The organism is Sphingomonas metalli, assembly GCF_014641735.1.
In the GTDB taxonomy this organism is placed as follows: domain Bacteria; phylum Pseudomonadota; class Alphaproteobacteria; order Sphingomonadales; family Sphingomonadaceae; genus Sphingomonas; species Sphingomonas metalli.
Genome location: NZ_BMIH01000001.1, coordinates 314,971 through 336,670, shown reverse-complemented (window position 1 = coordinate 336,670; position 21,700 = coordinate 314,971). Strand labels below are relative to the sequence as shown.

General features: G+C 69.1%; 21 protein-coding genes and 1 riboswitch. Of the genes, 12 read left to right on the top strand and 9 right to left on the bottom strand.

The window, feature by feature from the left end; genetic code table 11:
- Positions 1–66: 66 nt before the first annotated feature.
- Entirely contained in the window at positions 67–663 is a 597-nt protein-coding gene (locus IEX18_RS01925; protein WP_188656975.1) for a TetR/AcrR family transcriptional regulator, read from the bottom strand.
- A 71-nt stretch (positions 664–734) separates the two neighbouring features.
- On the opposite strand from IEX18_RS01925, the gene IEX18_RS01920 reads away from it, so the two are divergent.
- Positions 735–1,601, top strand: coding sequence for a metal-dependent hydrolase (locus IEX18_RS01920; protein WP_188656973.1), 867 nt, complete (start codon positions 735–737; stop codon positions 1,599–1,601).
- A gap of 97 nt (positions 1,602–1,698) precedes the next feature.
- Here IEX18_RS01920 and IEX18_RS01915 read toward each other — a convergent pair whose 3' ends face one another.
- The 7 genes from IEX18_RS01915 to IEX18_RS01885 form a co-directional block, all read right to left on the bottom strand.
- On the bottom strand, positions 1,699–2,247 hold the full coding sequence (locus IEX18_RS01915; protein ID WP_229664300.1) for a GNAT family N-acetyltransferase: 549 nt from the start codon (positions 2,245–2,247) through the stop codon (positions 1,699–1,701).
- A 184-nt stretch (positions 2,248–2,431) separates the two neighbouring features.
- A complete protein-coding gene (gene rpmA, locus IEX18_RS01910) occupies positions 2,432–2,701 on the bottom strand; it encodes a 50S ribosomal protein L27 (RefSeq protein ID WP_188656972.1) in 270 nt (89 codons plus the stop codon).
- Between the two features lie 28 nt (positions 2,702–2,729).
- Positions 2,730–3,026: a 50S ribosomal protein L21 gene (gene rplU, locus IEX18_RS01905; protein ID WP_188657780.1), complete on the bottom strand. Its 297-nt coding sequence runs from the start codon at positions 3,024–3,026 to the stop codon at positions 2,730–2,732.
- Positions 3,027–3,114: 88 nt separating this feature from the next.
- Positions 3,115–3,747: a glutathione S-transferase family protein gene (locus tag IEX18_RS01900; protein WP_188656970.1), complete on the bottom strand. Its 633-nt coding sequence runs from the start codon at positions 3,745–3,747 to the stop codon at positions 3,115–3,117.
- Between the two features lie 23 nt (positions 3,748–3,770).
- Entirely contained in the window at positions 3,771–4,637 is an 867-nt protein-coding gene (locus IEX18_RS01895) for a dienelactone hydrolase family protein (RefSeq protein ID WP_188656968.1), read from the bottom strand.
- Positions 4,638–5,145: 508 nt separating this feature from the next.
- A complete protein-coding gene (locus IEX18_RS01890) occupies positions 5,146–5,832 on the bottom strand; it encodes a DUF1013 domain-containing protein (protein WP_188656966.1) in 687 nt (228 codons plus the stop codon).
- Between the two features lie 137 nt (positions 5,833–5,969).
- Complete coding sequence (locus IEX18_RS01885) at positions 5,970–6,977, bottom strand: NAD(P)H-quinone oxidoreductase (RefSeq protein WP_188656964.1); 1,008 nt, start codon at positions 6,975–6,977, stop codon at positions 5,970–5,972.
- 68 nt (positions 6,978–7,045) lie between these two features.
- Here IEX18_RS01885 and IEX18_RS01880 point away from each other — a divergent pair, with 68 nt between their 5' ends.
- From IEX18_RS01880 to IEX18_RS01865, 4 genes are all read left to right on the top strand, one after another.
- Entirely contained in the window at positions 7,046–7,240 is a 195-nt protein-coding gene (locus IEX18_RS01880; protein ID WP_188656963.1) for a DUF1192 family protein, read from the top strand.
- Positions 7,241–7,371: 131 nt separating this feature from the next.
- Positions 7,372–9,690 (top strand): ATP-dependent Clp protease ATP-binding subunit ClpA, encoded by a 2,319-nt coding sequence (gene clpA, locus IEX18_RS01875; protein ID WP_188656961.1) that lies wholly within the window; start codon positions 7,372–7,374, stop codon positions 9,688–9,690.
- 390 nt (positions 9,691–10,080) lie between these two features.
- Positions 10,081–11,751 carry a GGDEF domain-containing protein gene (locus IEX18_RS01870; protein ID WP_188656959.1) on the top strand — a complete coding sequence of 557 codons (1,671 nt, stop codon included), beginning with the start codon at positions 10,081–10,083 and terminating at the stop codon, positions 11,749–11,751.
- A 69-nt stretch (positions 11,752–11,820) separates the two neighbouring features.
- Positions 11,821–13,512 carry a long-chain-fatty-acid--CoA ligase gene (locus IEX18_RS01865; RefSeq protein WP_229664299.1) on the top strand — a complete coding sequence of 564 codons (1,692 nt, stop codon included), beginning with the start codon at positions 11,821–11,823 and terminating at the stop codon, positions 13,510–13,512.
- A 102-nt stretch (positions 13,513–13,614) separates the two neighbouring features.
- Here IEX18_RS01865 and IEX18_RS01860 read toward each other — a convergent pair whose 3' ends face one another.
- A complete protein-coding gene (locus IEX18_RS01860) occupies positions 13,615–14,973 on the bottom strand; it encodes an NAD-dependent succinate-semialdehyde dehydrogenase (RefSeq protein ID WP_188656957.1) in 1,359 nt (452 codons plus the stop codon).
- Between the two features lie 70 nt (positions 14,974–15,043).
- On the opposite strand from IEX18_RS01860, the gene IEX18_RS01855 reads away from it, so the two are divergent.
- The 7 genes from IEX18_RS01855 (at position 15,044) to IEX18_RS01825 (ending at position 21,696) form a co-directional block, all read left to right on the top strand.
- Positions 15,044–15,289, top strand: coding sequence for an exodeoxyribonuclease VII small subunit (locus IEX18_RS01855; RefSeq protein WP_188656956.1), 246 nt, complete (start codon positions 15,044–15,046; stop codon positions 15,287–15,289).
- Positions 15,290–15,305: 16 nt separating this feature from the next.
- Entirely contained in the window at positions 15,306–16,196 is an 891-nt protein-coding gene (locus tag IEX18_RS01850) for a polyprenyl synthetase family protein (protein ID WP_188656954.1), read from the top strand.
- Between the two features lie 253 nt (positions 16,197–16,449).
- Positions 16,450–16,956 carry a pantetheine-phosphate adenylyltransferase gene (gene coaD / locus IEX18_RS01845; RefSeq protein ID WP_188656952.1) on the top strand — a complete coding sequence of 169 codons (507 nt, stop codon included), beginning with the start codon at positions 16,450–16,452 and terminating at the stop codon, positions 16,954–16,956.
- A 45-nt stretch (positions 16,957–17,001) separates the two neighbouring features.
- Positions 17,002–17,186, top strand: a riboswitch (cobalamin riboswitch).
- Between the two features lie 106 nt (positions 17,187–17,292).
- Positions 17,293–19,203, top strand: a complete 1,911-nt coding sequence (locus tag IEX18_RS01840; protein WP_229664298.1) for a TonB-dependent receptor plug domain-containing protein — start codon at positions 17,293–17,295, stop codon at positions 19,201–19,203.
- Positions 19,203–19,991, top strand: a complete 789-nt coding sequence (locus IEX18_RS01835) for an ABC transporter substrate-binding protein (protein WP_188656948.1) — start codon at positions 19,203–19,205, stop codon at positions 19,989–19,991. The genes IEX18_RS01840 and IEX18_RS01835 overlap by 1 nt, the downstream gene beginning before the upstream one ends.
- On the top strand, positions 19,988–20,956 hold the full coding sequence (locus tag IEX18_RS01830; protein WP_188656946.1) for a FecCD family ABC transporter permease: 969 nt from the start codon (positions 19,988–19,990) through the stop codon (positions 20,954–20,956). The genes IEX18_RS01835 and IEX18_RS01830 overlap by 4 nt, the downstream gene beginning before the upstream one ends.
- Positions 20,947–21,696, top strand: coding sequence for an ABC transporter ATP-binding protein (locus IEX18_RS01825; protein ID WP_188656945.1), 750 nt, complete (start codon positions 20,947–20,949; stop codon positions 21,694–21,696). Before IEX18_RS01830 ends, IEX18_RS01825 begins: the two co-directional genes overlap by 10 nt.
- The last annotated feature ends 4 nt before the right edge of the window (positions 21,697–21,700 follow it).

Sequence of the window (21,700 nt, the reverse complement as noted above, 5' to 3'; positions counted from 1 at the left end):
GCGCGCCCGGCCGGCCTTGCTATTGCAAGGACCGACGACGCGGCTTGGCCGCGGCGGCCCGCGCCGTCAGCTATGGCCACCCGCCCCGTGCGCTGCCGGCGACCCCAGCAATCCCTCCAGCGCCATCTCCCGCGCGCGCGTCCGTGACAGGCCGAGCGCTGCCGCCATAGGGTCGCCGAGCAATGCGTCGCCCAGCGCGACGAGGACGAGGTGGAGCGTCTGGTCGGCGATCGGCCGCGCGCCGATGCCGATACCCTGGGCGAGCTGATCGACCAGCCGATGGATGGCGGCCAGGATCGGATCGAGCGCGTCGCGATTGCCCGACAGGATCATCCAGCTCGCCAGCGCGCCCGCGCCCTCCCGGTCGAACGCGTCGAAGGTCAGGTCGACGATCGCGCGCGGGTCGCGCGTACCGGCGCGGGCGGCCAGCACCGCCTCGCCGATCGTCGCAGTGATATCCGCCGCCATCCGCTCGGCGAGCGCCTTCTGCAGGCCGGCGGCGGAGCCGAAATGGTGGAGCAGATTGGCATGGGTGCGGCCGATCCGCGCCGCCACCGCCTTCAGCGTCACGCCCTGGGGCCCTGCCTCGATCAGCAGCGCGCGCGCCGCGTCGAGCGCGGCCATGCGCGATTCTTCGGGAGCCAGGCGACGGCGGTTTGACATGGCGGGCAACAGGCCTTACTTACATCGTTGTCAATAGCCGCGAGCCGGCACTGGAAGTCTTGGAGAAGTTCATGGCGAAGGCAACCACTCCGTCGGATCTGACCATCACGCCGCGCGACGTGCGGTTCGGGCGCGGGCAGGCGCTGAAGCGCTATTGGTTGAACGACGATCCGATCGCCACCGCCTTCTACAATGCGCTGTCGGTCACCTTCCCGAAGGGAGAGGCCTATTTCGTGGAGAGCGTGAAGGCGTTCCGCGAGGGCACGCCGCCCAAGCTCCACGGCGAGATCAACGCCTTCGTCAAGCAGGAGGTAATCCACAGCCGCGAGCATGTGGCATTCAACCGGCACGTCGTCGACCAGGGTTACGACATCCGCCTGCTGGAACGCCATGTCGAGGACGTGCTGGCGCTGACCAAGGGGCGTCCGCCGATCGGCAATCTCGCCGCGACGATGGCGCTGGAGCATTTCACCGCGATCCTCGCCCATGCCCTGCTCGCCGACCCGCGTCATCTGGCGGGCGGCGACCCGCAGGCGGCCGGACTGTGGCGGTGGCACGCCGCCGAGGAGATCGAGCACAAGGGCGTCGCCTATGACACATGGCTTCATGCGACGCGCGACTGGACGCGGTGGAAACGCTGGAAGATCAAGTCATTGTTGATGCTGATCGTGACCTGGCGCTTCTTCGACGGGCGGCGGCGCGGCATTCTCGAGCTGCTGCGGCAGGACGGGCTTACCGGACCCGCGGTCTGGGCGAAGATCGTCTGGTACGCCTTCGGCAGCCCCGGCATGGTGCGCAAGGTCGCAGGGGCTTGGTTCAGCTATTTCCTGCCGGGCTTCCACCCCTGGAAGCACGACGATCGCGCGCTGATCGCGCTTGCCGAGAGCGAATATGAGGACGCACTGCTGCCGGGCGCGCGGAAGTTGGCGGCGGCCTGAGATCTACCCGCTCGTGCTGAGCGAAGTCGAAGCACAGGTGAGTCTCATGCCCTTCGACTTCGCTCAGGGCGAATGGTGGATACCATGGCGTCGCGTCCTACGCCGCCATCGGCATGAGCCCTCGACCATCGTCCGCCAGATCGAGCGCATATTCGACAGAGGGAGCCGCCTCGTCGCGCGCAGCGGAGTGCAGATCGCCGACCGTGCCGGTCAAGCGGAAGCCGAGCTTGCGCAGCACGCGGCCAGAGGCGGGATTGTCGGCGAAGTGGCGAGCGGTCAGGCGGGTCAGCGGCAGCGCATGACGGGCGATCTCCACCACCGCGCGCGCCGCCTCGGTCGCATAGCCGCGTCCCCAAGCCTCGGGGGTTAGCCAATAGCCGAGATTGGCGGTACCCGCATCGGGATCGGACAGGCCGATGCCGCCGATCAGGCGCGGCGTAGCCTGTTCCAGCGTCTCGATGACGAAGCGCGGCGCATGCAAGTCGCACGGCCCGGCGATCCAGTCGGCGGCATCCTTGATGTCATAGGGGAAGGGCACGCGCGACAGCATGCGCAGCACCGCCGCATGCCCGATCGCCGTCGCCAGCGCGGCTGCGTCTTCCGGCCAGGCCGGGCGCAGCATCAGTCTCTCCGTCCGCGCGAACATTCTTCATACTCCTCGTCGCGTCGGGTTGCCGCTGGCACGCGCATGTGACGCGGGCACGACAACCGGGGGGAGGGAGCATGAAAAAAGGGAGCCTGGGCGGACCCGGCTCCCTTTTTGCTTTGGCTGGCCTTCGAGTGAAGGCTCCGGATCTGCCCTGGTGGGCAACCCGGCTGGTTACCCGATGTTATTCGGCGGCCTCGGCCATAATCTCGACCGAGCAGAAGCTGCGGCCGAGCTTGCCCTTGGCAAACGCGACGCGGCCGTCGACGAGCGCGAACAGGGTATGGTCCTTGCCGATGCCCACATTCGCACCCGGATAGAATTTGGTGCCGCGCTGGCGCACGAGGATGTTGCCGGCGACGCACTCCTGCCCACCGAACTTCTTCACGCCGAGGCGACGACCGGCCGAATCGCGACCGTTGCGCGACGAACCGCCTGCTTTCTTATGTGCCATTTGCGATTACTCCTGTTCGCGCGCTGGATCAGCCGACCGACACGATCTTGAGGATCGTGTGGTTCTGGCGATGGCCGTTGCGGCGGCGATAGTTATGACGACGGCGCTTCTTGAAGACGATGACCTTCTCGCCCTTCGCCTGCGCCACGATTTCAGCGGCGACCGTCAGGCCCGAAACCGCCTTCAACTCAGAGCCCTCGCCCGCGAGCAGGACATCGCCCAGCGTCACGGACGAACCGGCCTCGCCGTCGATCTTCTCGACGACGATCTTGTCTCCGGCGGCGACGCGATACTGCTTGCCGCCCGTGCGCACCACTGCGAACATGGCCCTCATCACTTTCCAATAGCGTAGCCCCACCCGGCCACTGCCCGAGCGGAGAAGAGCGGCCAGCTAGGGCCACCTACCGGGATTGTCAACCGCCCTGATCGCCCGACGCGGCCGCCGCGAGCGCGGCATCGTCCTTTTCCGCGGCGCGGCGATAGGCGGGCCGCTCCTGCAGCCGCGCGATATAGTCGAGGAAGACCGGGCGCTTCTCGACCAGCCCGAACTGCGTGTACCACATTACGCCCGATCCTACATAGACATCGGCGGCAGTGAAGCGGTCGCCGGCGATATAGGGCGCCCGCCCGACCGCCTGTTCGAGCACGTCGATCACTCTGGCGAAGTCGCCATAGCCGACCATCCGCTGCTGGTTCTCGTTTGGCGTGACGCCCATCGAGGCGTTGGTGACCGCCTGTTCCAGCGGCCCGGCGGCGAAGAACAGCCAGCGATAATAATCAGCCAGCTCCCCGGGCCGGGGATCCAGCTCCGCCTCCGGAAACGCCTCGGCAAGGTAGGCGCAGATCGCGGCGCATTCGGTGACGATCCGGTCGTCGTGGCGGATCGCGGGCACCTTGAGCATCGGGTTGATCGCCCGATAGCCTTCGTCCTTCATCGTGGTCGAATAGTCGAGGATCACCGCCTCATAGGGCGCGCCCGTCTCCTCGACCATCCACCGGGCGATACGGCCGCGCGACTGCGGGTTTGTGTAGAGCGTCAGCGTCATCGTCGAACTCCCCTTGCGGCAGGTCAGAGTCGGCGCAGCAGCGCCAGCTGGCGGGTCCAGGCGCGCTCCGCCTGGGCCTGGTTGTAGGCGCGGCTGTCGGGCGGGCACCAGCCATGATCGGCGCCGGCATAGACCTCGATCTCCGCCGGCACGCGCGCCTCTTTGAAGGCGGTGCGCAGCGCATCCTTGTCGCCCGGTGCGCGCGCATCGTCGTTCGCGGCGATGGCGATCAGATAGCCGCCCTTGAGCTGCGGAACGAGGCGGATCGGCGCGTCCGGACCCTCGCCGACCATCGCCGCGCCGTGGAAGGACGCACCCGCGCGGACCCGGTCGGCGCGGGCGGCGGCGGTGCGCAGCATCATGGGCCCGCCCATGCAATAGCCGGTGACCGCCAGGCCGCGCTTGCGATCCACCTCGGGCCGGGCGTCGAGCCAGTCGATGAAGGTGCGGCCGTCGCGTGTGACGGCGTCCGCCGTCAGCGGCGCACGCCACGGCATGATCCGCTCGCGCACCGCCGGCTGATCGAAACTCTCGCCGGGCTTGAGGAAGGGGGCGCGGGTCGATCGATAGAACTGGTTGACCACCAGTACCGCATAGCCGGACTCGGCGAGGCGGCGGGCCATCTGCTCGAAGGCGGGGCGCAGGCCCATGATGTCCGGCCAGATCAGCACGCCCGGATGCTTTCCCTTGGCGGGCGCGACGAAGAAGGCGTCGGCGCTGCCGTCGGGCGTGGCGATCGACACGGCGCGGCCATCGACGGGCAGGGCATCGACCGGGCTGGGAAGCAGGGCGGCGAGCGACGCGGCGCCGAGCGCCACCCCGAACTGCCGTCGCGTGGTGCCGTCGCCCGCGCCGCGATCATTGTCGGCGGCCGTAAGTTCGTCGCACATGCCATTCCGCTCCCAGCTGATTTTCGGCGGAGCATAGGCGTGGCGGGCGTGGACGCCAAGCGGGGGTGGGCAGGGGCCGTTTAGGGCTGGATGGCAGCACTCTGACCCGCTCGTGCTGAGCGAAGTCGAAACACGGTCAAGTCTCAGGCCCTGCGACTGCGCTCAGGGCGAACGGTCGAAGCGGGGCGCCAGACATCCTCTCAGCCTCAACCGTCGGCCCAGCGCAGGCTGGGGTCTTTGGCGACTCTCGCCTCGCGCTGTCAGCGGAAGATTTCAGCCTTCGCGAAGGTCTGCCTGTTCAATACCCCTCGTCCACCCCGGCGGAGGCCGGGGTCCAGTCGGGGGACGGCCGTAAGTTATTGCAAAGCTCACCCAGCTGGACCCCGGCCTGCGCCGGGGTGGACGGAGGACCTTTGCGAAGGTCTCACCTTCGCCGGGATGACGCCGGTTCAGTCCGGGCGGTCACGAACAGACGGCCATCTATATCTCGTCCGTGATGCCCGAACCCTCAGCGGCGGAACGGGTCGTCGAACAGCGCGCGCGCCTGTGCGGCGGGATCGTCACCGTGCGCCGCCGCGTCCGCGTCGCGGCTCGACTGGGTGCGCTCGGCCTGGAGCTGCGCGATCAGCGCCTCGCGATCGCCCTCCAGCCTCGTATCGGTCGGCTGCGCCTCGGTCCCCGCGGCCTTCGCCGCCTTGGCCACCGCCGCGTCGAGCTCGCGCTGCGAGGTGAGGCCGAGCGTCACCGGATCCTTGGGGGTGATGTTGGCGATGTTCCAGTGGCTGCGGTCGCGGATCGCGGCGATCGTCGTACGGGTGGTGCCGATCAGGTTGCTGATCGCCCCGTCCGAAATCTCCGGATGGTTGCGGATGATCCAGGCGATGCCGTCGGGCTTGTCCTGCCGCTTCGACACCGGCGTGTAGCGCGGGCCCTTGGTGCGGCGGACCTGCTCCGGACCCTTGCTGATCTGGAGGCGATAGTCCGGATTGGCCTGACCCTTCTCGATCTCGTCCTGGGTCAGCTCGTGCGCGCGCACGGGATCGCGGCCGGTCAGCTTGGTGGCGGCGGTATCGTCGGCGATCGCCTGCACCTCGAGCACATGGAGGCCGCAGAAATCGGCGATCTGCGAGAAGGAGAGGGAGGTGTTGTCGACCAGCCAGGAAGCGGTCGCATGGGGCATCAGCGGCTGGGCCACGAGAGCAAGACTCCGTCGGAAACAATAAGGGCCGCCCCTTCACGGAGCGGCCACACCATGGTGGCGATGTACGCGCTGATCCCCCAAAGGGCAAGGTTGAAGGCGGACCGGGCGGCCCGGCGCCGCGCCCGCGCCGGTCAGTCCTGCCGGACGCGCAGCACGATCTTGCCGACATGGTCGCCGGCTTCCATCCGCCGATGCGCCTCCGCGGCGTCGGCGATCGGGAAGACGGCGTCGATCACCGGCTTCAGCTTGCCCTCTTCGACATGCGGCCAGACGGAGCGGTGGATCTCGTCCGCGACCAGCGACTTGAAGGCGGTAGAGCGCTGGCGCAGCGTCGAGCCGGTCAGGGTCAGGCGGCGGCGCATGATGTCGAACAGCGGCACGGTCGCGGTCGCCCCGCGCTGCACCGCGATGGAGACGTGGCGGCCATCCTCCGCCAGGCATTGCAGGTTGCGCGGCACATAGTCGCCGCCGACCATGTCGAGCACCGCCTGCACCCCCTTGCCCTGCGTGATCGCGGCGACGCGCTCGACGAAATCCTCGGTCTTGTAGTTGATCGCGTGCGCGGCCCCCAGGCGCAGGGCCGCGGCGCACTTGTCGTCGCTGCCCGCGGTCACGATCACGGTCAGCCCGAAGATGCGGCCGAGCGCGATCGCCATGGTGCCGATGCCCGAGGTGCCGCCATGGACGAGGACGCTGTCGCCTTCGACCGCATAGGCGCGCTCGAACAGATTGGTCCACACGGTGAACAGCGTCTCCGGGATCGCCGCCGCCTCCTCCATCGACAGGGCGGCGGGGACGGGCAGGCACTGGCCCGCCGGCGCCACCGCATATTCGGCATAGGCGCCGCCGGCGACGAGCGCGCAGACCGGCTGGCCGACCCGCTCCGGCTCCACGCCGTCGCCGACCGCCATCACCGTGCCGGACAGCTCCAGTCCCAGGATCGACGGGGCGCCGGGCGGGGGCGGGTATTTGCCCTGGCGCTGCATCACCTCGGGCCGGTTGACCCCCGCCGCGGCGACGCGGATCAGCAGCTCGCCCGGGCCGGGCTGCGGCACCGGCCGTTCCTCGAGGCGCAGGACCTCCGGGCCGCCATGGTCCGCCGGATCGATCGCCAGCATCGCGGCGGGAATGGTCGTCATCGGTCTTCAGCCCCCTGAAACTGTCGGCCATATTGACAACGTGCGGCGGCGGGTCAACGCTGTGTCCGATGGAGATCGACGACGCACCCTCGCGGCCGAACGACCTCCTCGCGGCACTCGCCGCGGAGGATCTCGACCGGCTGTCGCGCCACGAGCTGACCGCGCGCATTGCCGCGCTGGAGGCCGAGATCGCTCGCACCCGCGGCCGGCTCGAGCGGGCCAGCGACCACATCGCCAATGCCGACGCGTTGTTCCGCCGATGATCCTTCGGGCTCCCTCCGGGCGGCACGCCGAGGGGAGCCATGGCGGTGCACGGGGGGCGCTTGATGCGGGGCCCCGCGATGCCGACATAGGCACACAGGACGCGCAGACGCGTCCGACCGGAGTAATCTGAATGCCTTCTTTCGCCCCTGCGCTGGAGACCACGCTTCACAAGGCGCTGGAGGCGGCGTCCTCGCGCCGCCACGAATATGCCACGCTGGAGCATCTGCTGCTGGCGCTGGTCGACGACGAGCATGCGGCCAAGGTGATGACCGCGTGCCACGTCGATCTCGGCGAGCTTAAGACCACCGTCGCGCACTATCTCGATACCGAGCTCGATGCACTGAAGGTCGATGCCGCCACCGATCCCTCGCCGACCAGCGGGTTCCAGCGCGTGGTCCAGCGCGCGATCCTGCACGTCCAGTCCTCGGGCCGCGACGAGGTGACCGGGGCCAACGTGCTCGTCGCCCTGTTCAGCGAGCGCGAGAGCTACGCCGTCTATTTCCTGCAGCAGCAGGACATGAGCCGCCTCGATGCGGTCAGCTTCATCAGCCACGGCGTCGGCAAGGGCGGCGCGGCGGCGGCGGAGACCCCGACTCCCAAGGGCGTCGAGGAAGAAAAGCCGGCCAAGGGACAGGAGAAGGGCAAGACGGAAAGCGCGCTGAAGCAGTTCACCGTCGACCTCAACGAGAAGGCGAAGGGCGGCAAGGTCGATCCGCTGATCGGGCGCGGGCCCGAGGTCGACCGCACCATCCAGATCCTGTGCCGCCGGTCGAAGAACAACCCGCTCTATGTCGGCGATCCCGGCGTCGGCAAGACCGCAATCGCGGAGGGGCTGGCGCGCAAGATCGTCGAGGGCGAGGTGCCCGACGTGCTTCGCGAAGCCGTGATCTACTCTCTCGACATGGGCGCGCTGCTGGCGGGCACCCGCTATCGCGGCGACTTCGAGGAGCGGCTGAAGGCAGTCGTCAACGAGTTGGAGAAGCTGCCGCACGCGGTGCTCTTCATCGACGAGATCCACACGGTGATCGGTGCCGGCGCGACCAGCGGCGGCGCGATGGACGCCTCGAACCTGCTGAAGCCGGCGCTGTCGGGCGGCTCGATCCGCTGCATCGGCTCGACCACCTACAAGGAGTTCCGCAACCACTTCGAGAAGGATCGCGCACTGCTGCGCCGGTTCCAGAAGATCGACGTGAACGAGCCGACGATCGAGGACACGATCAAGATCCTGGCGGGGCTGCGCTCCGCCTTCGAGGATCACCATTCGGTCAAGTACACGCCGGATGCGATCAAGTCGGCGGTCGAGCTGTCGGCGCGCTACATCAACGATCGCAAGCTGCCCGACAAGGCGATCGACGTGATCGACGAGGTCGGCGCGATGCAGATGCTGGTGCCCGCCAACAAGCGCAAGAAGACGATCACCGCGCGGGAGATCGAGGCGGTGATCGCAACCATGGCGCGCATCCCGCCGAAGAGCGTCAGCACCGACGACAAGAAGGCACTGGAATCGCTCGAGACCGATCTGAAGCGGGTGGTGTTCGGCCAGAATGCTGCGATCGAGAAGCTGGCGGCGGCGATCAAGCTGAGCCGCGCCGGCTTGCGCGATCCGGAAAAGCCGATCGGCAACTATCTGTTCACCGGCCCGACCGGCGTCGGCAAGACCGAGGTCGCCAAGCAGCTCGCCTCGATCCTGGGCATCCCGCTCCAGCGGTTCGACATGAGCGAATATATGGAGCGGCATTCGGTCAGCCGGCTGATCGGCGCGCCTCCCGGCTATGTCGGCTTCGACCAGGGCGGGCTGCTGACCGATGCGGTCGACCAGAATCCGCACTCGGTGCTGCTGCTCGACGAGATCGAGAAGGCGCATCCGGACCTGTACAACATCCTGTTGCAGGTCATGGACAATGGCCGCCTGACCGACCAGCACGGCAAGACGGTCGACTTCCGCAACGTCATCCTGATCATGACGACCAATGCGGGCGCCGCCGACATGGCGCGCGAGACGGTCGGCTTCGGCAACCTGACCCGCGAGGGTGAGGACGAGCAGGCGGTGCAGCGGATGTTCTCGCCGGAGTTCCGCAACCGGCTCGATGCGATCGTGCCCTTCGGCTATCTCCCGACCGAGGTGGTGGCCCGCGTTGTCGACAAGTTCATCCTGCAGCTGGAATTGCAGCTGGCCGACCGCGACGTCCACATCAAGCTGGACGAAGAGGCTCGCAAGTGGCTGACCGACAAGGGCTATGACAAGCTGTACGGCGCGCGGCCGATGGGCCGGCTGATCCAGGAGAAGATCAAGCAGCCGCTGGCGGAGGAGCTTCTCTTCGGCAAGCTCGTCCATGGCGGCGAGGTGACGGTGCGGATGAAGGAGGGCGCTCTGTCCTTCGGCATCGAACCGGCCGCGCCGAAGAAGCCGCGCAAGAAGGGCGGCAAGGCTGCGGTCGTCGCCAAATAGGGATGCGCTTCGGGTGATCGGGCGGCCCGTCTTCCGGGAGGAAGGCGGGCCATTCGTTTGTGGGTGGAGTCTGGCGGTGGGTGGTACTCCTCTGCGTGCCCTGCCGGTCACCCCGGCCATCATCGATCGTTGGGACCGCTCGGGGGAGACGGGCGGTTGATCCCGATGTTCGCGGAATGTTCCACGTGAAACATTCTCCAACATGGGATCGCCGCGTTGCGAGCGATCCGGACGCGCGCCGGACCTTCCCGTTCGTGTCGAGCTCGTCGAAGCATTGCTCTTCCCCGCCGTAAGCGAACGGCCCAAAGCCTTGAACAAATGCGACGAAACTTGTGACGCGCAGGATTTTGTTAACCCTTCCTTTGCCTTGCGGGCCGTAGCCCTTGTGCGATGGAAGCGGCGTGGCGGATCGTGTGGAGGATGGTGGCGGCGTGCCTCGCGCTGGTCCTGTCCGCGCCCGCCGCCGCTTCGCTCGGCGGTCCGAAGCTGAACGTCTGCATCGCGCGCGCGGAACGGGGCATGGCGGCGCCGGCGCTGTTCGCCCGCCCGGATCGCTTCGACTGCGCGCACGACCAGCGCAGCTTCGGCAGCGGCGACTTCTGGGTGCTGTCGCAGCCTATCCCGCCCGGCCGGTTCGACGTGATCCGCATGTCGAGCGTCTTCCAGGACCGGGTCACGCTCCACATCCTCTACGCCGACGGGACGATCCGCACGCTCGGCTTCACCAGCGCGACGACGGGTCGCTACCTGAAGATGGGGGCGGCGATCCAGCTGCCGATCCCGCGCGCATCGACGCCGCCCGTCCGCCTGCTGTGGCATGTCGAGGGCGCGGGCAATCAGCGGGGCATCGTGCTGGGCCCGGTCGTGGGCACGCATCGCCGCGACGATCAGGTCGAGCTGATGCTGGCAGGCTTTTACGGCGTGCTGATCGGCGGCATCGCCGCGCTGCTCATCTACAATCTCGCGCTGGTGGCCGCGCTGCGACAGGGCTTCCAGATCAGCTATTGCCTGCTGCTCGGCTGCATCATCGGCTATGCCCTGTCGACCTCGGGCATCCTGACCCAGATAATGCCGGCGATCGACAATAACAGCCGCTTGCGCCTGAACTGGGTGCTGCTGGGCGGATCCGCTGCGATGGTGCTGGTCTTCGCGCGATCCTTTTTCGAGCGGCGCGTCTTCGCGGGCTGGCTGGGCCATGCCGCCAATGGCGTGATCGCCGCACTGTTCCTGTCGAGCTGGACCGCGGCGCTGCTGTCGCCCTGGCACGCCATCGCACTCGATCGGGCGATGACCTGCAGCTTCGTCGCGCTGATGCTGCTGGTGCCGGCGGTGCTCGTGCGCGCGTGGCGCGTGCGCAGCGATTATCTGTGGGTCTTCGCGATCGCCTGGGGCGCGCCGATCGTCTTCGCCGGCATGCGGATCGCGCAGGCCATGGGGCTGATCGGGTGGCACTTCTGGCTGGACCAGTCGACCATCCTGTCGATGGCGGTCGAGGCGCTGCTGTCGGGCATCGGCATCGCCTATCGCCTGCGCCTCCTCCAGCATCAGCGGGACGAGGCGCGCGAGCGGGAAATGCTGGCGCGCGCGCTGGCCGATGCCGATCCGCTGACCGGGCTGCTCAACCGCCGCGCCTTCCTCCATCGCGCGATCGGGCGGCAGCGGCCGCAGCTGCTGGTGCTGGCCGATCTCGACCATTTCAAGGTCATCAACGAGACGATCGGACACGATGGCGGGGACGAAGTGCTGCGAAGCTTTGCCCGGACATTGGCCGATGCCGTCCCGGAGGACGCGCTGGTGGCGCGCATCGGCGGCGAGGAATTCGCCGTCGTGGTCGACGCCGCGACGGGACTGGATGTCGACGCGCTGCTCCATGCCCTGCGCGGGGCGCGGATGCCGTTCGACATGATGGTGACGACGAGCATCGGCAGCTGCACCGGGCCCCTGCTGCGCGAGACCGACTGGAAGGACCTCTACCGCCAGGCCGACCGCGCCCTCTACGCGGCCAAGGCGGCGGGACGCGACCGCGCGCGCGATGCCGCGAGCCTGTCGATGGCGGCGTAATAGCCCGGGCCTGATCCGGCCGGACGCGTCCCTATTGCCTTTGTACCCGCCTTGCTTACACCTGTGTCAATGAGCAGCGCGCTGGCCTGGGCCGACCATTATCGCCATCCCGTCCGGTGGGACTGGACGCCCGATCCGCACTCCATGGTCGACCTGTTCGAGGCGTCTGCACGGGTCAATCGCGATGCCCCGCTGATCGACTTCCTGGGTCGCCACTACAGCTATGGCGAGACGCTCGACGGCGCCGATCGCGTCGCCTGCGGGCTGGCCGCCCTGGGATATGGACGGGGCGACCGGATCGGGCTCTTCCTGCCCAACGTCCCGCACTATGTCGCCGCCTATTACGGCATCCTCAAGCTGGGTGCGACCGTCGTCAACTTCTCCCCGCTCTACACGGCGGCGGAGCTGTGCGACCAGGTCGCCGACTCGGGAACGCGCCTCCTGTTCACCCTGTCGGCCACCGCGCTTTTGCCGACGGCGCTGAAGGTGCTGGAGGAGAGCGCGCTCGAGCGGCTGGTGGTCGGGTCGGTGGCCGGTGCGCTGCCGCCGGCCAAGTCGATTCTCTACCGCCTCACGCGGCGGCGCGAAGTGGCGGTGCGGCCGCAGGACCCGCGGGTCATGGCCTTCTCGCAGCTGATCGCCAACGATGGCGGTTGCGGCCGACCCGCCATCGATCCCGAACGCGACGTCGCACTGATCCAATATACCGGCGGCACGACGGGCACGCCCAAGGGCGCGATGCTGTCGCACCGCAATCTGGCCGCCAATGCCGAGCAGGTCGCCAGCCTCGATCCCGAGCGGGGACGGTCGGTCGACCGGATCATGGGCGTGCTGCCGCTCTTCCATGTCTTCGCCAATACCTGCGTGCTCAACCGCACGGTGCTGACCGGGGGCGAGATCGTGATGCTGCCGCGGTTCGACGCGGGACAGGTGCTCGCCGCGCTGGCCCGGACGCGCGCGACGTCGATGCCCGGCGTGCCGACCATGTATCAGGCGCTGCTCGATCATCCCGCGACGCCGCGGACCGACTTCTCCTCGCTGCGGATCTGCGTATCGGGCGGCGCGCCGCTGCCGGCGGAACTCAAGACGCGGTTCCAGGCAGTCACCGGGGCGACGCTGGTCGAGGGATACGGGCTTTCGGAAAGCTCGGGCGTCGTCTCGTCCAATCCCTATGACGGCCATGCGCGCTCGGGAACGATCGGCCAGCCGCTGCCGGGCACTGATATCCGTCTGCTCGACAAGGAGGATCCTACGCGTCCCGCGCCGGACGGCGAACCGGGCGAGATCGCGATCGCCGGGCCGCAGATCATGATGGGCTACTGGAACCGGCCCGAGGCGGATGCACAGGTCTTCGTCACCGATGCCGGCGGGCGACGCTGGCTGCGCACCGGCGACGTGGGGGCGATCGATGCGGACGGGTTCATCCGGGTGGTCGACCGGCTGAAGGACATGATCGCGGTCAGCGGCTTCAAGGTCTTTCCAAGCCAGATCGAGGCGGTGCTCCACCACCACCCGGCGGTAAAGGAGGCGTTGGTGATCGGCATACCCGACGCCTATCGCGGCGAGCAGCCGCGCGCCTATGTGACGCTGGAGGAGGGCGCCGCGGTCGACGGCGCGGCGCTGGCAAGCTGGCTCAACCCGCAGCTCGGTCGGCACGAGCGGGTTGATACCGTGGTGGTGCGCGAGAGCCTGCCGAAGACGATGATCGGCAAGCTCAGCCGCAAGGATCTGGTGAAGGAGGTGTTGGGCGAGCAGGGGTGAGGGGTGGATCGCCCACGGCGTGGACAGAAGAACAAGGTTCCGACTTCGCTCAGCACGAACGGAGTAGGGGCAGCGCGCGATCGCAAGCGCTGCCCGTCCCCTTCAGCCGAACACCGTCTTCAGGTTCATGAACTCGTGCAGCCCATAAGGCCCCAGCTCGCGGCCGTGACCGGACTTCTTGATCCCGCCGAACGGCGCCTCCGGGGTCGAGGAGAGCATGCGATTCACCGCGGTCATCCCGGCGGCGATGTCCCGCTCGAACCGTTCGCGTTCGTCCGGGTCGTTGGTCCAGACCGAGGAGCCGAGGCCGAACGGCACGTTATTGGCGAGCGCGATCGCCGCGTCGAGATCCCGTGCGCGGAACACCATGGCGATCGGGCCGAACAGCTCCTCCTGCGCGGCGGCGGAGGCGGGCGGCACGTCGACCAGGATGCCGGCCGACATGAAGGCGCCCGGCCCCGGCAGCGCTTCTCCGCCGAACAGCAGTCGGCCGCCCGCCTCGCGGATCTGGGCGAGCTGGTCGAGCACGGTCTGGCGCTGCTCCTCGCTCGACAGCGGGCCCATATCGGTCTCGTCGGCCATCGGGTCGCCAGCCCTGACCGCCCGCATCCCGGCCTCGAACCGCTCCATGAAGGCGTCGTAGACATCGGTGTGGACGATCATCCGCTTGGCGCAGATGCACGACTGGCCGGTGTTCTGGATACGCGCCGCGACCGCCGCCTTGGCCGCCGCGTCGAGATCGGCGGACGGCATGACGATAAAGGGGTCGGAGCCGCCGAGTTCGAGCACCACCTTCTTCAGCTGTCGGCCCGCAGCCTCTGCGACCTTGATGCCCGCGCCTTCGCTGCCGGTCAGCGTCACCGCCGCGATCCGGTCGTCTGGGATCAGTGCATCGACGCGGCTGGAAGGAATGGCGAGGTTCTGGAACAGTCCGTCCGGCGCGCCGGCGGCGCGGATCGTCTCCTCGATCGCCGCACCGACCCCTTGCGTCAGCGAGGCGTGTTTGAGCAGCCCGACATTGCCCGCCATGATCGTCGGCGCGGCGAAGCGCACGACCTGCCAATAGGGGAAGTTCCACGGCATGATCGCCAGCACCGGGCCCAGCGGCAGCCAGCGGGCGGTGGCGGGCCCCATCGGCGTCTCGAAGCGGCGGCTTTCCAGCATCGACGGCCCGGCTTGCGCATAGTGGCGAAAGGCCGCGGCGCACTTCTCGACCTCGGCGGTCGCGGTCTTCAGCGTCTTGCCCATCTCGCGCACCGCGATCTCGGCCAGGCGGCGCTTGTCACGCTCGAACCGGTCGGCGATGGCGGCGAGCAGGGCGGTGCGCTCGTCAAGGCGGCTGGTACGCCAGCGGACGAAGGTTTCGGCCGCGCGGGCGAGCCGCGCCTCCAGCGCATCGTCGGTCAGGGCAGGGATGGGGGTTCCGGCCTCGCCGGTCGCAGGATTGATGGGGGTGAACATGGCGGCCACAACGTCGTGCCGACCCTGGGGTATCCTTGCCACGTGCCGATGCGTGTCGCATAGCGGCCGAATGGACACCGAAACGCCCGTCGACGACCTCTCGTTCGAGGACGCGCTGAAGGAACTGGAGCGGATCGTGGGTCGGCTGGAGAGCGGCGATGCGACGCTCGACGAGTCGATCCGCCTCTACGAGCGCGGCGACCGGTTGCGCGCACGCTGTGCCGAGCGGCTCGATGCGGCGCAGGCGCGGATCGAGGCGATCCGGCTGGATGCGGAGGGCAAGCCGGCCGGGGTGCGACCCTTTGCCGCCGGCTGACAGCGAGGTGCGGGCCATGTCGGAGACGCTGGCCGAGGCGGTGGCGGAGATCACGGCCGCGGTCGACCGGCGCTTCGATGCGCTGCTGTCCGTGCCCGACGATCCGCGCGCCTCGCTCTACCGGGCGATGCGGCATGCCACGATCGGCGGAGGCAAGCGGTTGCGTCCGCTGCTGACGGTGGCGACGGCCGATCTGTTCAAGGTCGATCGCGACTGCGCGGTGCTGGTGGGAACCGCGATCGAGGCGATCCATGTCTATTCGCTGATCCACGACGATCTGCCCGCGATGGACGACGACGATCTGCGCCGCGGCAAGCCGACCGTGCACAAGGCGTTCGACGAGGCGACCGCGATCCTGGCGGGCGATTGCCTCCATGCGCTCGCCTTCGAGATCCTGGCGGACCCGAAGACGCATCCCGATCCCTTCGTGCGCAGCGAGCTCGTGCTCGATCTCGCCCGCGCCTCCGGCCCGTCGGGGATGGCGGGCGGGCAGATGATGGACCTGGAGGCGGAGCGCTCGCGCTTCGACCTGCCGACCGTCACGCGGCTGCAGCAGATGAAGACCGGCGCGCTGATCTGCGCGGCGGTGGAGGCGGGCGCGATCCTGGGTCGCGTTCCGCCGGAAGGTCGACTGCATCTGCGCGGCTATGCGCGCGACATCGGGCTCGCCTTCCAGATCGCCGACGACCTGCTCGATGCGGAAGGCGACGAGGCGCTGGCCGGCAAGAAGCTGCGCAAGGACGGTGAGGCGGGCAAGGAGACGTTCCTGTCGCTGCTCGGGGTGGATCGGGCACGCGAGCAGTGCCGGATGCTGGTCGATCAGGCGATCGACCACCTGCGCAGCTACGGCCGCGAAGCCGAGGTATTGCGCGCCGTGGCGCGGTATGTGGTGGAGCGGGACCGGTGAGGGTTGGAAGTGGTGTCGGTGGGCTGGCGACGCAAGGCGTCTGGACGCGGCGTTGCGGGCCATGTTTCCCTCGCTTTCTTTTCCGTCATCCCCGCGCAGGCGGGGATCCAGATCCTCTGGCGTTGCGGGAGATGCGGAAGGCTCCCGCGCGTCTGGATCCCCGCCTGCGCGGGGACGACGGGAAGGGGTTTCGGCTCGACTCTCGTCGCGACCGGCTGACGACGCAATCCCGTAATTCATCACGAGCAGCGGCATGACCCAGCGCATCGGGGTCTATCCCGGCACATTCGACCCCCTGACCCTGGGGCATATGGACATCATCCGCCGCGGCGCGAAGCTGGTCGACCGGCTGGTGATCGGGGTGACGACCAATCCCTCCAAGTCGCCGATGTTCACGCTCGAGGAGCGGATGGCGACGGTGCGGCGCGAGGTGGCGGAGATCGGCGGGGCGATCGATGTGGTCGCCTTCGATTCTCTGCTGATGGACTTCGCCACGCGCGAGGGCGCGAGCATGATCGTGCGCGGGCTGCGCGCGGTCGCGGACTTCGAATATGAGTATCAGATGGCGGGCATGAACCAGCAGCTCAACCGCCATGTCGAGACCGTCTTCCTGATGGCGGACGTGGCGTTGCAGCCGATCGCCAGCCGGCTCGTCAAGGAGATCGCCCTCTATGGCGGCGACGTCGCCAAGTTCGTGTCGCCCAGCGTGCGCGAGGAGCTGGCGGCGCGGGTCGAGGCGATCGGGCGCAAGGGCAGCTGACGGGCGGGTGCTCCGGCATCATTGACCTTCCCTCGCCCCGCGGCTAACCGCCGCGCCGTGACAGGTTCCGCCGGGAGGCGGATGAAAAGGGAAGCCGGTGCGAGACCGGCGCTGTTCCCGCAACTGTAACCGGCGAGCCGCCGCCCGACGACGCCACTGGGAAACCGGGAAGGCAGGGCGGCATGCGACGACCCGGGAGCCAGGAGACCTGCCGGTCACGGTCGATCCATCGCACCGGCGGGAGTACCGGCGCGGACGAGGCTTATTCCTCGAGCGAGCGACGCCCCAAGGGCCTTTCGCGCATGGTGCGCGGCGGCCGTCATGAGGACGTGTTCGATGTTGAAGATTCTCTACCTGTCGGCAGCCTGCGCTGCCCTGATCGCCGGACCCGCCGCCGCGCAAAGCCTGGACCAGCCGCAGACCGACGACAGCCAGATCGTCGTCACCGCCGCCCGCGCCGAACAGTCGCGCGACGAGGTCGGTCAGGCCATCACCGTGATCGACCGCGCCGAGATCGAGCGGCGGCAGACGGTGGTGGTGTCCGACCTGCTCGCCACGACACCGGGCGTCAGCGTGACGCGCAACGGCTCGGTCGGCGGCCTTACCGCGGTCCGGCTGCGCGGCGCCGAGGGCGACCAGACGCTGGTCGTGATCGACGGGGTGCGGGTCAACGACCCGTCGTCGACCGGCGGCGGGTTCGACTTCGCCAACCTTCTCTCCTCCTCGGTCGAGCGGATCGAGGTGCTGCGCGGTCCCAATTCCGTGCCCTGGGGCAGCCAGGCGATCGGCGGCGTCGTCAACATCATGACCCGCACGCCCACCGAGGGCTTCTCGGCGCGCGCCAACGCCGAATATGGCTATGCGGACCAGGTGTTCGCGAGCGCCGGCGTGGCGGGCGGCACGGGCGCGCTCTCCGGTTCGCTCACGGGCGGCTACCTGCGGACCGACGGCATCTCCGCCGCGGCCGATGGTGCCGAGCGTGACGGCTATCGCCAATATGGCGCGAACGGCCGGCTCGGGCTGGAGCTCGCGCCGGGGATCGGCATCGACCTGCGCGGCTGGTATGCGCACAGCCGCGCCGGCCTCGACGGCTATCCGCCGCCGAACTACAGCTTCGCCGACACCAGCGACTATTCCACTACTCAGGAGATCTACGGCTATGCCGGCGCCCATGCCGATCTGGCCGGAGGGCGGCTGCGGAACCGGATCGCCTTTACCATCGCCGACATCAATCGCGACAATTACGAGCCCGCCTTTGGCGCGGACCCGTCCTTCTTCGGGCGCGGCCGGTCGGAGCGCTACGAATATCAGGGCGATTTCCGGATCGCCGATCCGGTCCGCCTGATCGCCGGCGCGGAGCACGAGAACAGCCGGTACACCGATGGCGGCCCGGAGCAGCGCACGGGCATCACCAGCGTTTACGGCGAACTGATCGTCCAGCCGGTCCGCCAGCTGACCCTGACCGGCGGGGTGCGCCACGACGATCACCGGCGCTTCGGCGGCCGGACGACCTTCGGCGCGGATGCGGCGCTCGCGCTCGACGGCGGGACGACCCTCCGCGCCAGCTATGGCGAAGGTTTCAAGGCGCCTACTCTCTACCAGCTCTACTCGGCCTATGGGAACGTCACCCTCGATCCGGAGACCGCCCGCAGCTTCGATGCGGGCGTCGAGCAGGCGTTGCTCGACGGGCGGGCGCGGATCGGCGTCACCTACTTCAACCGCGTGTCGCGCAACCAGATCGTCTTCCGGTCCTGCTCCCAGGCCGAACAGGCGACGGCCGGTTCGATCTGCGTCGACCGGCTCTACGGCGTGTACGACAATATCCAGCGCACCCGTGCCGACGGTTTCGAGGCGGTCGTCGCGCTGCGACCGGTCGACACGCTCGACGTCTCGCTCAACTATACGCGCACCAACGCGCGCAACCGCCAGGCCGGGGCCGATTTTGGCAAGCTGCTGGCGCGCCGGCCGCAGGACGCCGTGAACCTGAACGTCGACTGGCAGGCGCCCTTCGGCCTCGCGCTCGGATCCACCGTGTCGGTGGTCGGCGACAGCTTCGACAATGCCGCCAATACGGTGCGGCTGGACGGCTATGTGCTGGCCGGCGTGCGAGCGGAGCTTCCGATCGGGCCGCGACTGGCGCTCTATGGCCGTGTCGAGAACCTGTTCGACGCGCGGTATCAGACGGTATCCGGCTATGGCACCTATGGTCGTGCCGCCTATGCGGGCGTTCGGGTGAGACTGGGCTGATGCGTTCGATCCTTCCCCTCCTGCTGCTCGCCGGCTGTTCGCCGCACGGGGCAGCGGGGGGCGGGGGGATCGTCTCCACCAATCCCTGCGCCGACGCGATGCTGGTCCGGCTGCTGCCGCCATCGCGGATCGCGGCAATCAGCCATTATTCGCAGGATGAGGGCGCGACCTCGATATCGCTCGCCGTCGCCCGCCGCTTCCGCGCGACGGCCGGCACAGCGGAGGAAGTGCTCACCCTGTCCCCGGATCTCGTCGTCGCATCCAGCTTCACGCCGGTCGCGACGCGCGAGGCGTTTGCGCGGGCGGGGCTGAAGACCCTCTATCTCGACGCGCCGCAGACGATCGAGGCCAGCCGCGCGCAGGTGCGCGATCTCGCCCGCGCCGTCGGAGCGACGGCGGCGGGAGAGCGGATGGTCGCCCGGATCGACCGGACCCTGGCGGCGACGCGGGCGCCGGCCGGGCCGAGCGCGCTGCTCTACATCGCCGGCGATCTGGCGACCGGCTCGGGCACGCTGCTCGATGCGATGATGACGCATGTCGGCTTCCGCAATGCCGCGGCGCGCTACGGCCTGAGCTTCACCGGGCGGCTGCCGGCCGAGCAGATCGTCGGCGCGCCGCCGGCGGTGGTGATCGCGCCGGGGGGCGGCCGCGCGGCGATGCTGCGGCGACGCCTGCTTCCCGGGGTGCCCGAGGCGCGGCTGCCCCGTTCGCTGGTCAATTGCGGCGGGCCGGTGATGGTGCCGGCGCTCCGCCGCCTGGCCGCGATCCGGCAAGGCATGGGACGATGAGCCGCGGGGCCAAGATCCTGCTGCTGACCCTGCTGGTCGCGCTGCTGTTCGCGGGCTCGCTGATGTGCGGCAAGGCTTGGGTGCCTCTCTCGGCCTGGGGCAGTGACGATCCGCGCTGGTGGATCGTCCTCGAACTGCGCCTGCCGCGTGCCGTGCTGGGCGCCGCGCTGGGAGCGTCGCTCGGCCTGTCGGGCGCGGTGCTGCAGGGCTATCTGCGCAATCCGCTCGCCGATCCGGGCGTGGTCGGCGTTTCGTCCGCCGCGGCGCTGGGCGCGGTGGCTGCGATCATCGCCGGGTCGGCGAGCGGTGGTGCAGTCTTTGCCGCCGCCATCCTGGGCGCGGCGGCGGCGATGGCGCTTCTCGCCGCGCTGACCTGGCGTTCGGATTCGACGGTGACCTTCGTCCTCGCCGGAACGGTGCTGGCCAGCCTGGGCGGCGCCCTGACCGCCTTCCTGATATCCATCGCACCCAATCCCTATGCCGTGGCCGAGGTCATGGACTGGCTGATGGGGGCGCTGACCGATCGCAGCTGGCCCGACGTCGCCCGCGCTCTGCCGGCCATGGCAGCGGGCGGGCTGTTGCTGGCGCTGACGGCGCCGGCGCTCGACGCCCTGGCGCTCGGCGAGCCGGCCGCGCGCTCGCTGGGGATCCGTCCGGGACGCGTCCGCCTGCTGGTCGTGGCGGGAACCGGGCTGGCAGTGGGCGCGGGGGTGGCGGCGACCGGGGTCATCGGTTTCGTCGGGCTGGTCGTGCCGCATCTGCTGCGCCCGGTCTTCGGGCACCGACCCGCGGCGCTGCTGCTGCCCTCGGCGCTCGGCGGCGGCGCCCTGCTCCTGGCGGCGGACAGCCTCGTGCGGCTCGCCCCGGGCGCCGGCGAGGTGCGGCTGGGCGTGGCGATGGCGATGATCGGGGCGCCCTTCTTCCTCATGCTGCTGCTCGGATCGCGGAGGACGGGATGGCGCTGACGCTGGACCGGGTCACGGTGTGCCGCGGCCGGCATGTCGTCGTGGAGGATGTCTCGCTCGCCCTGATGCCGGGCCGCGTGACTGTGATCCTCGGACCGAACGGCGCGGGCAAGTCTTCGCTGCTCCAGGCCATGGCGGGGCTGCTGACGCATCAGGGCGACGTCACGCTCGACGGGGTGGCGGTGGCGACGATGCCGGCCCGCGAGCGGGCGCGTAGGATCGGCTATCTGCCGCAGGACGCGATCGTCCATTGGGACATGCGGGTGGACGAGGTCGTAACGCTCGGTCGCCTGCCCCACGGCGACCGCGATCCGGACGCGATCGGCATTGCCATGGCGGCGACGGGGGTGGCGGGCTTCGCCGACCGTCCGGTCGGCGCGCTGTCCGGCGGCGAGCGTTCGCGCGTCCTGCTGGCCCGCGTGCTCGCCGGCACGCCGCAATGGATGCTCGTCGACGAACCGCTCGCCAGCCTCGATCCCGCGCACGCCCTCGATATGCTCGGCCGGCTGCGCGGAATCGCAGCGGGCGGGGCGGGCGTGGTGGTCGTTCTCCACGACCTGCCGCAAGTCGCCCTCGCGGCCGACGATGTGGTGCTGATGAAGGAGGGGCAGGTCGTTGCGGCCGGGCCTTGTGAAACGGTCCTGACCATCGAGAGCGCCGCGCAGCTCTACGGCGTCGACTTCGCCGACATCAAGGTGGGTGACCGGCGGCTCCTGGTGCCGGTGCAGCGCCCGTCCTGAGCAA

Excerpts from the sequence above, each read along its gene's own strand:
- rplU (WP_188657780.1), bottom strand. The coding sequence starts at position 3,026 with ATGTTCGCAGTGGTGCGCACGGGCGGCAAGCAGTATCGCGTCGCCGCC.
- IEX18_RS01900 (WP_188656970.1), bottom strand. The coding sequence starts at position 3,747 with ATGACGCTGACGCTCTACACAAACCCGCAGTCGCGCGGCCGTATCGCC.
- IEX18_RS01895 (WP_188656968.1), bottom strand. The coding sequence starts at position 4,637 with ATGTGCGACGAACTTACGGCCGCCGACAATGATCGCGGCGCGGGCGAC.
- coaD (WP_188656952.1), top strand. The coding sequence starts at position 16,450 with ATGACCCAGCGCATCGGGGTCTATCCCGGCACATTCGACCCCCTGACC.
- rpmA (WP_188656972.1), bottom strand. The coding sequence starts at position 2,701 with ATGGCACATAAGAAAGCAGGCGGTTCGTCGCGCAACGGTCGCGATTCG.
- IEX18_RS01925 (WP_188656975.1), bottom strand. The coding sequence starts at position 663 with ATGTCAAACCGCCGTCGCCTGGCTCCCGAAGAATCGCGCATGGCCGCG.
- IEX18_RS01865 (WP_229664299.1), top strand. The coding sequence starts at position 11,821 with ATGAGCAGCGCGCTGGCCTGGGCCGACCATTATCGCCATCCCGTCCGG.
- IEX18_RS01870 (WP_188656959.1), top strand. The coding sequence starts at position 10,081 with ATGGAAGCGGCGTGGCGGATCGTGTGGAGGATGGTGGCGGCGTGCCTC.
- IEX18_RS01835 (WP_188656948.1), top strand. The coding sequence starts at position 19,203 with ATGCGTTCGATCCTTCCCCTCCTGCTGCTCGCCGGCTGTTCGCCGCAC.
- IEX18_RS01830 (WP_188656946.1), top strand. The coding sequence starts at position 19,988 with ATGAGCCGCGGGGCCAAGATCCTGCTGCTGACCCTGCTGGTCGCGCTG.
- IEX18_RS01880 (WP_188656963.1), top strand. The coding sequence starts at position 7,046 with ATGGAGATCGACGACGCACCCTCGCGGCCGAACGACCTCCTCGCGGCA.
- IEX18_RS01915 (WP_229664300.1), bottom strand. The coding sequence starts at position 2,247 with ATGTTCGCGCGGACGGAGAGACTGATGCTGCGCCCGGCCTGGCCGGAA.
- IEX18_RS01885 (WP_188656964.1), bottom strand. The coding sequence starts at position 6,977 with ATGACGACCATTCCCGCCGCGATGCTGGCGATCGATCCGGCGGACCAT.
- IEX18_RS01920 (WP_188656973.1), top strand. The coding sequence starts at position 735 with ATGGCGAAGGCAACCACTCCGTCGGATCTGACCATCACGCCGCGCGAC.
- IEX18_RS01860 (WP_188656957.1), bottom strand. The coding sequence starts at position 14,973 with ATGTTCACCCCCATCAATCCTGCGACCGGCGAGGCCGGAACCCCCATC.
- IEX18_RS01855 (WP_188656956.1), top strand. The coding sequence starts at position 15,044 with ATGGACACCGAAACGCCCGTCGACGACCTCTCGTTCGAGGACGCGCTG.
- IEX18_RS01825 (WP_188656945.1), top strand. The coding sequence starts at position 20,947 with ATGGCGCTGACGCTGGACCGGGTCACGGTGTGCCGCGGCCGGCATGTC.
- IEX18_RS01850 (WP_188656954.1), top strand. The coding sequence starts at position 15,306 with ATGTCGGAGACGCTGGCCGAGGCGGTGGCGGAGATCACGGCCGCGGTC.
- IEX18_RS01840 (WP_229664298.1), top strand. The coding sequence starts at position 17,293 with ATGTTGAAGATTCTCTACCTGTCGGCAGCCTGCGCTGCCCTGATCGCC.
- clpA (WP_188656961.1), top strand. The coding sequence starts at position 7,372 with ATGCCTTCTTTCGCCCCTGCGCTGGAGACCACGCTTCACAAGGCGCTG.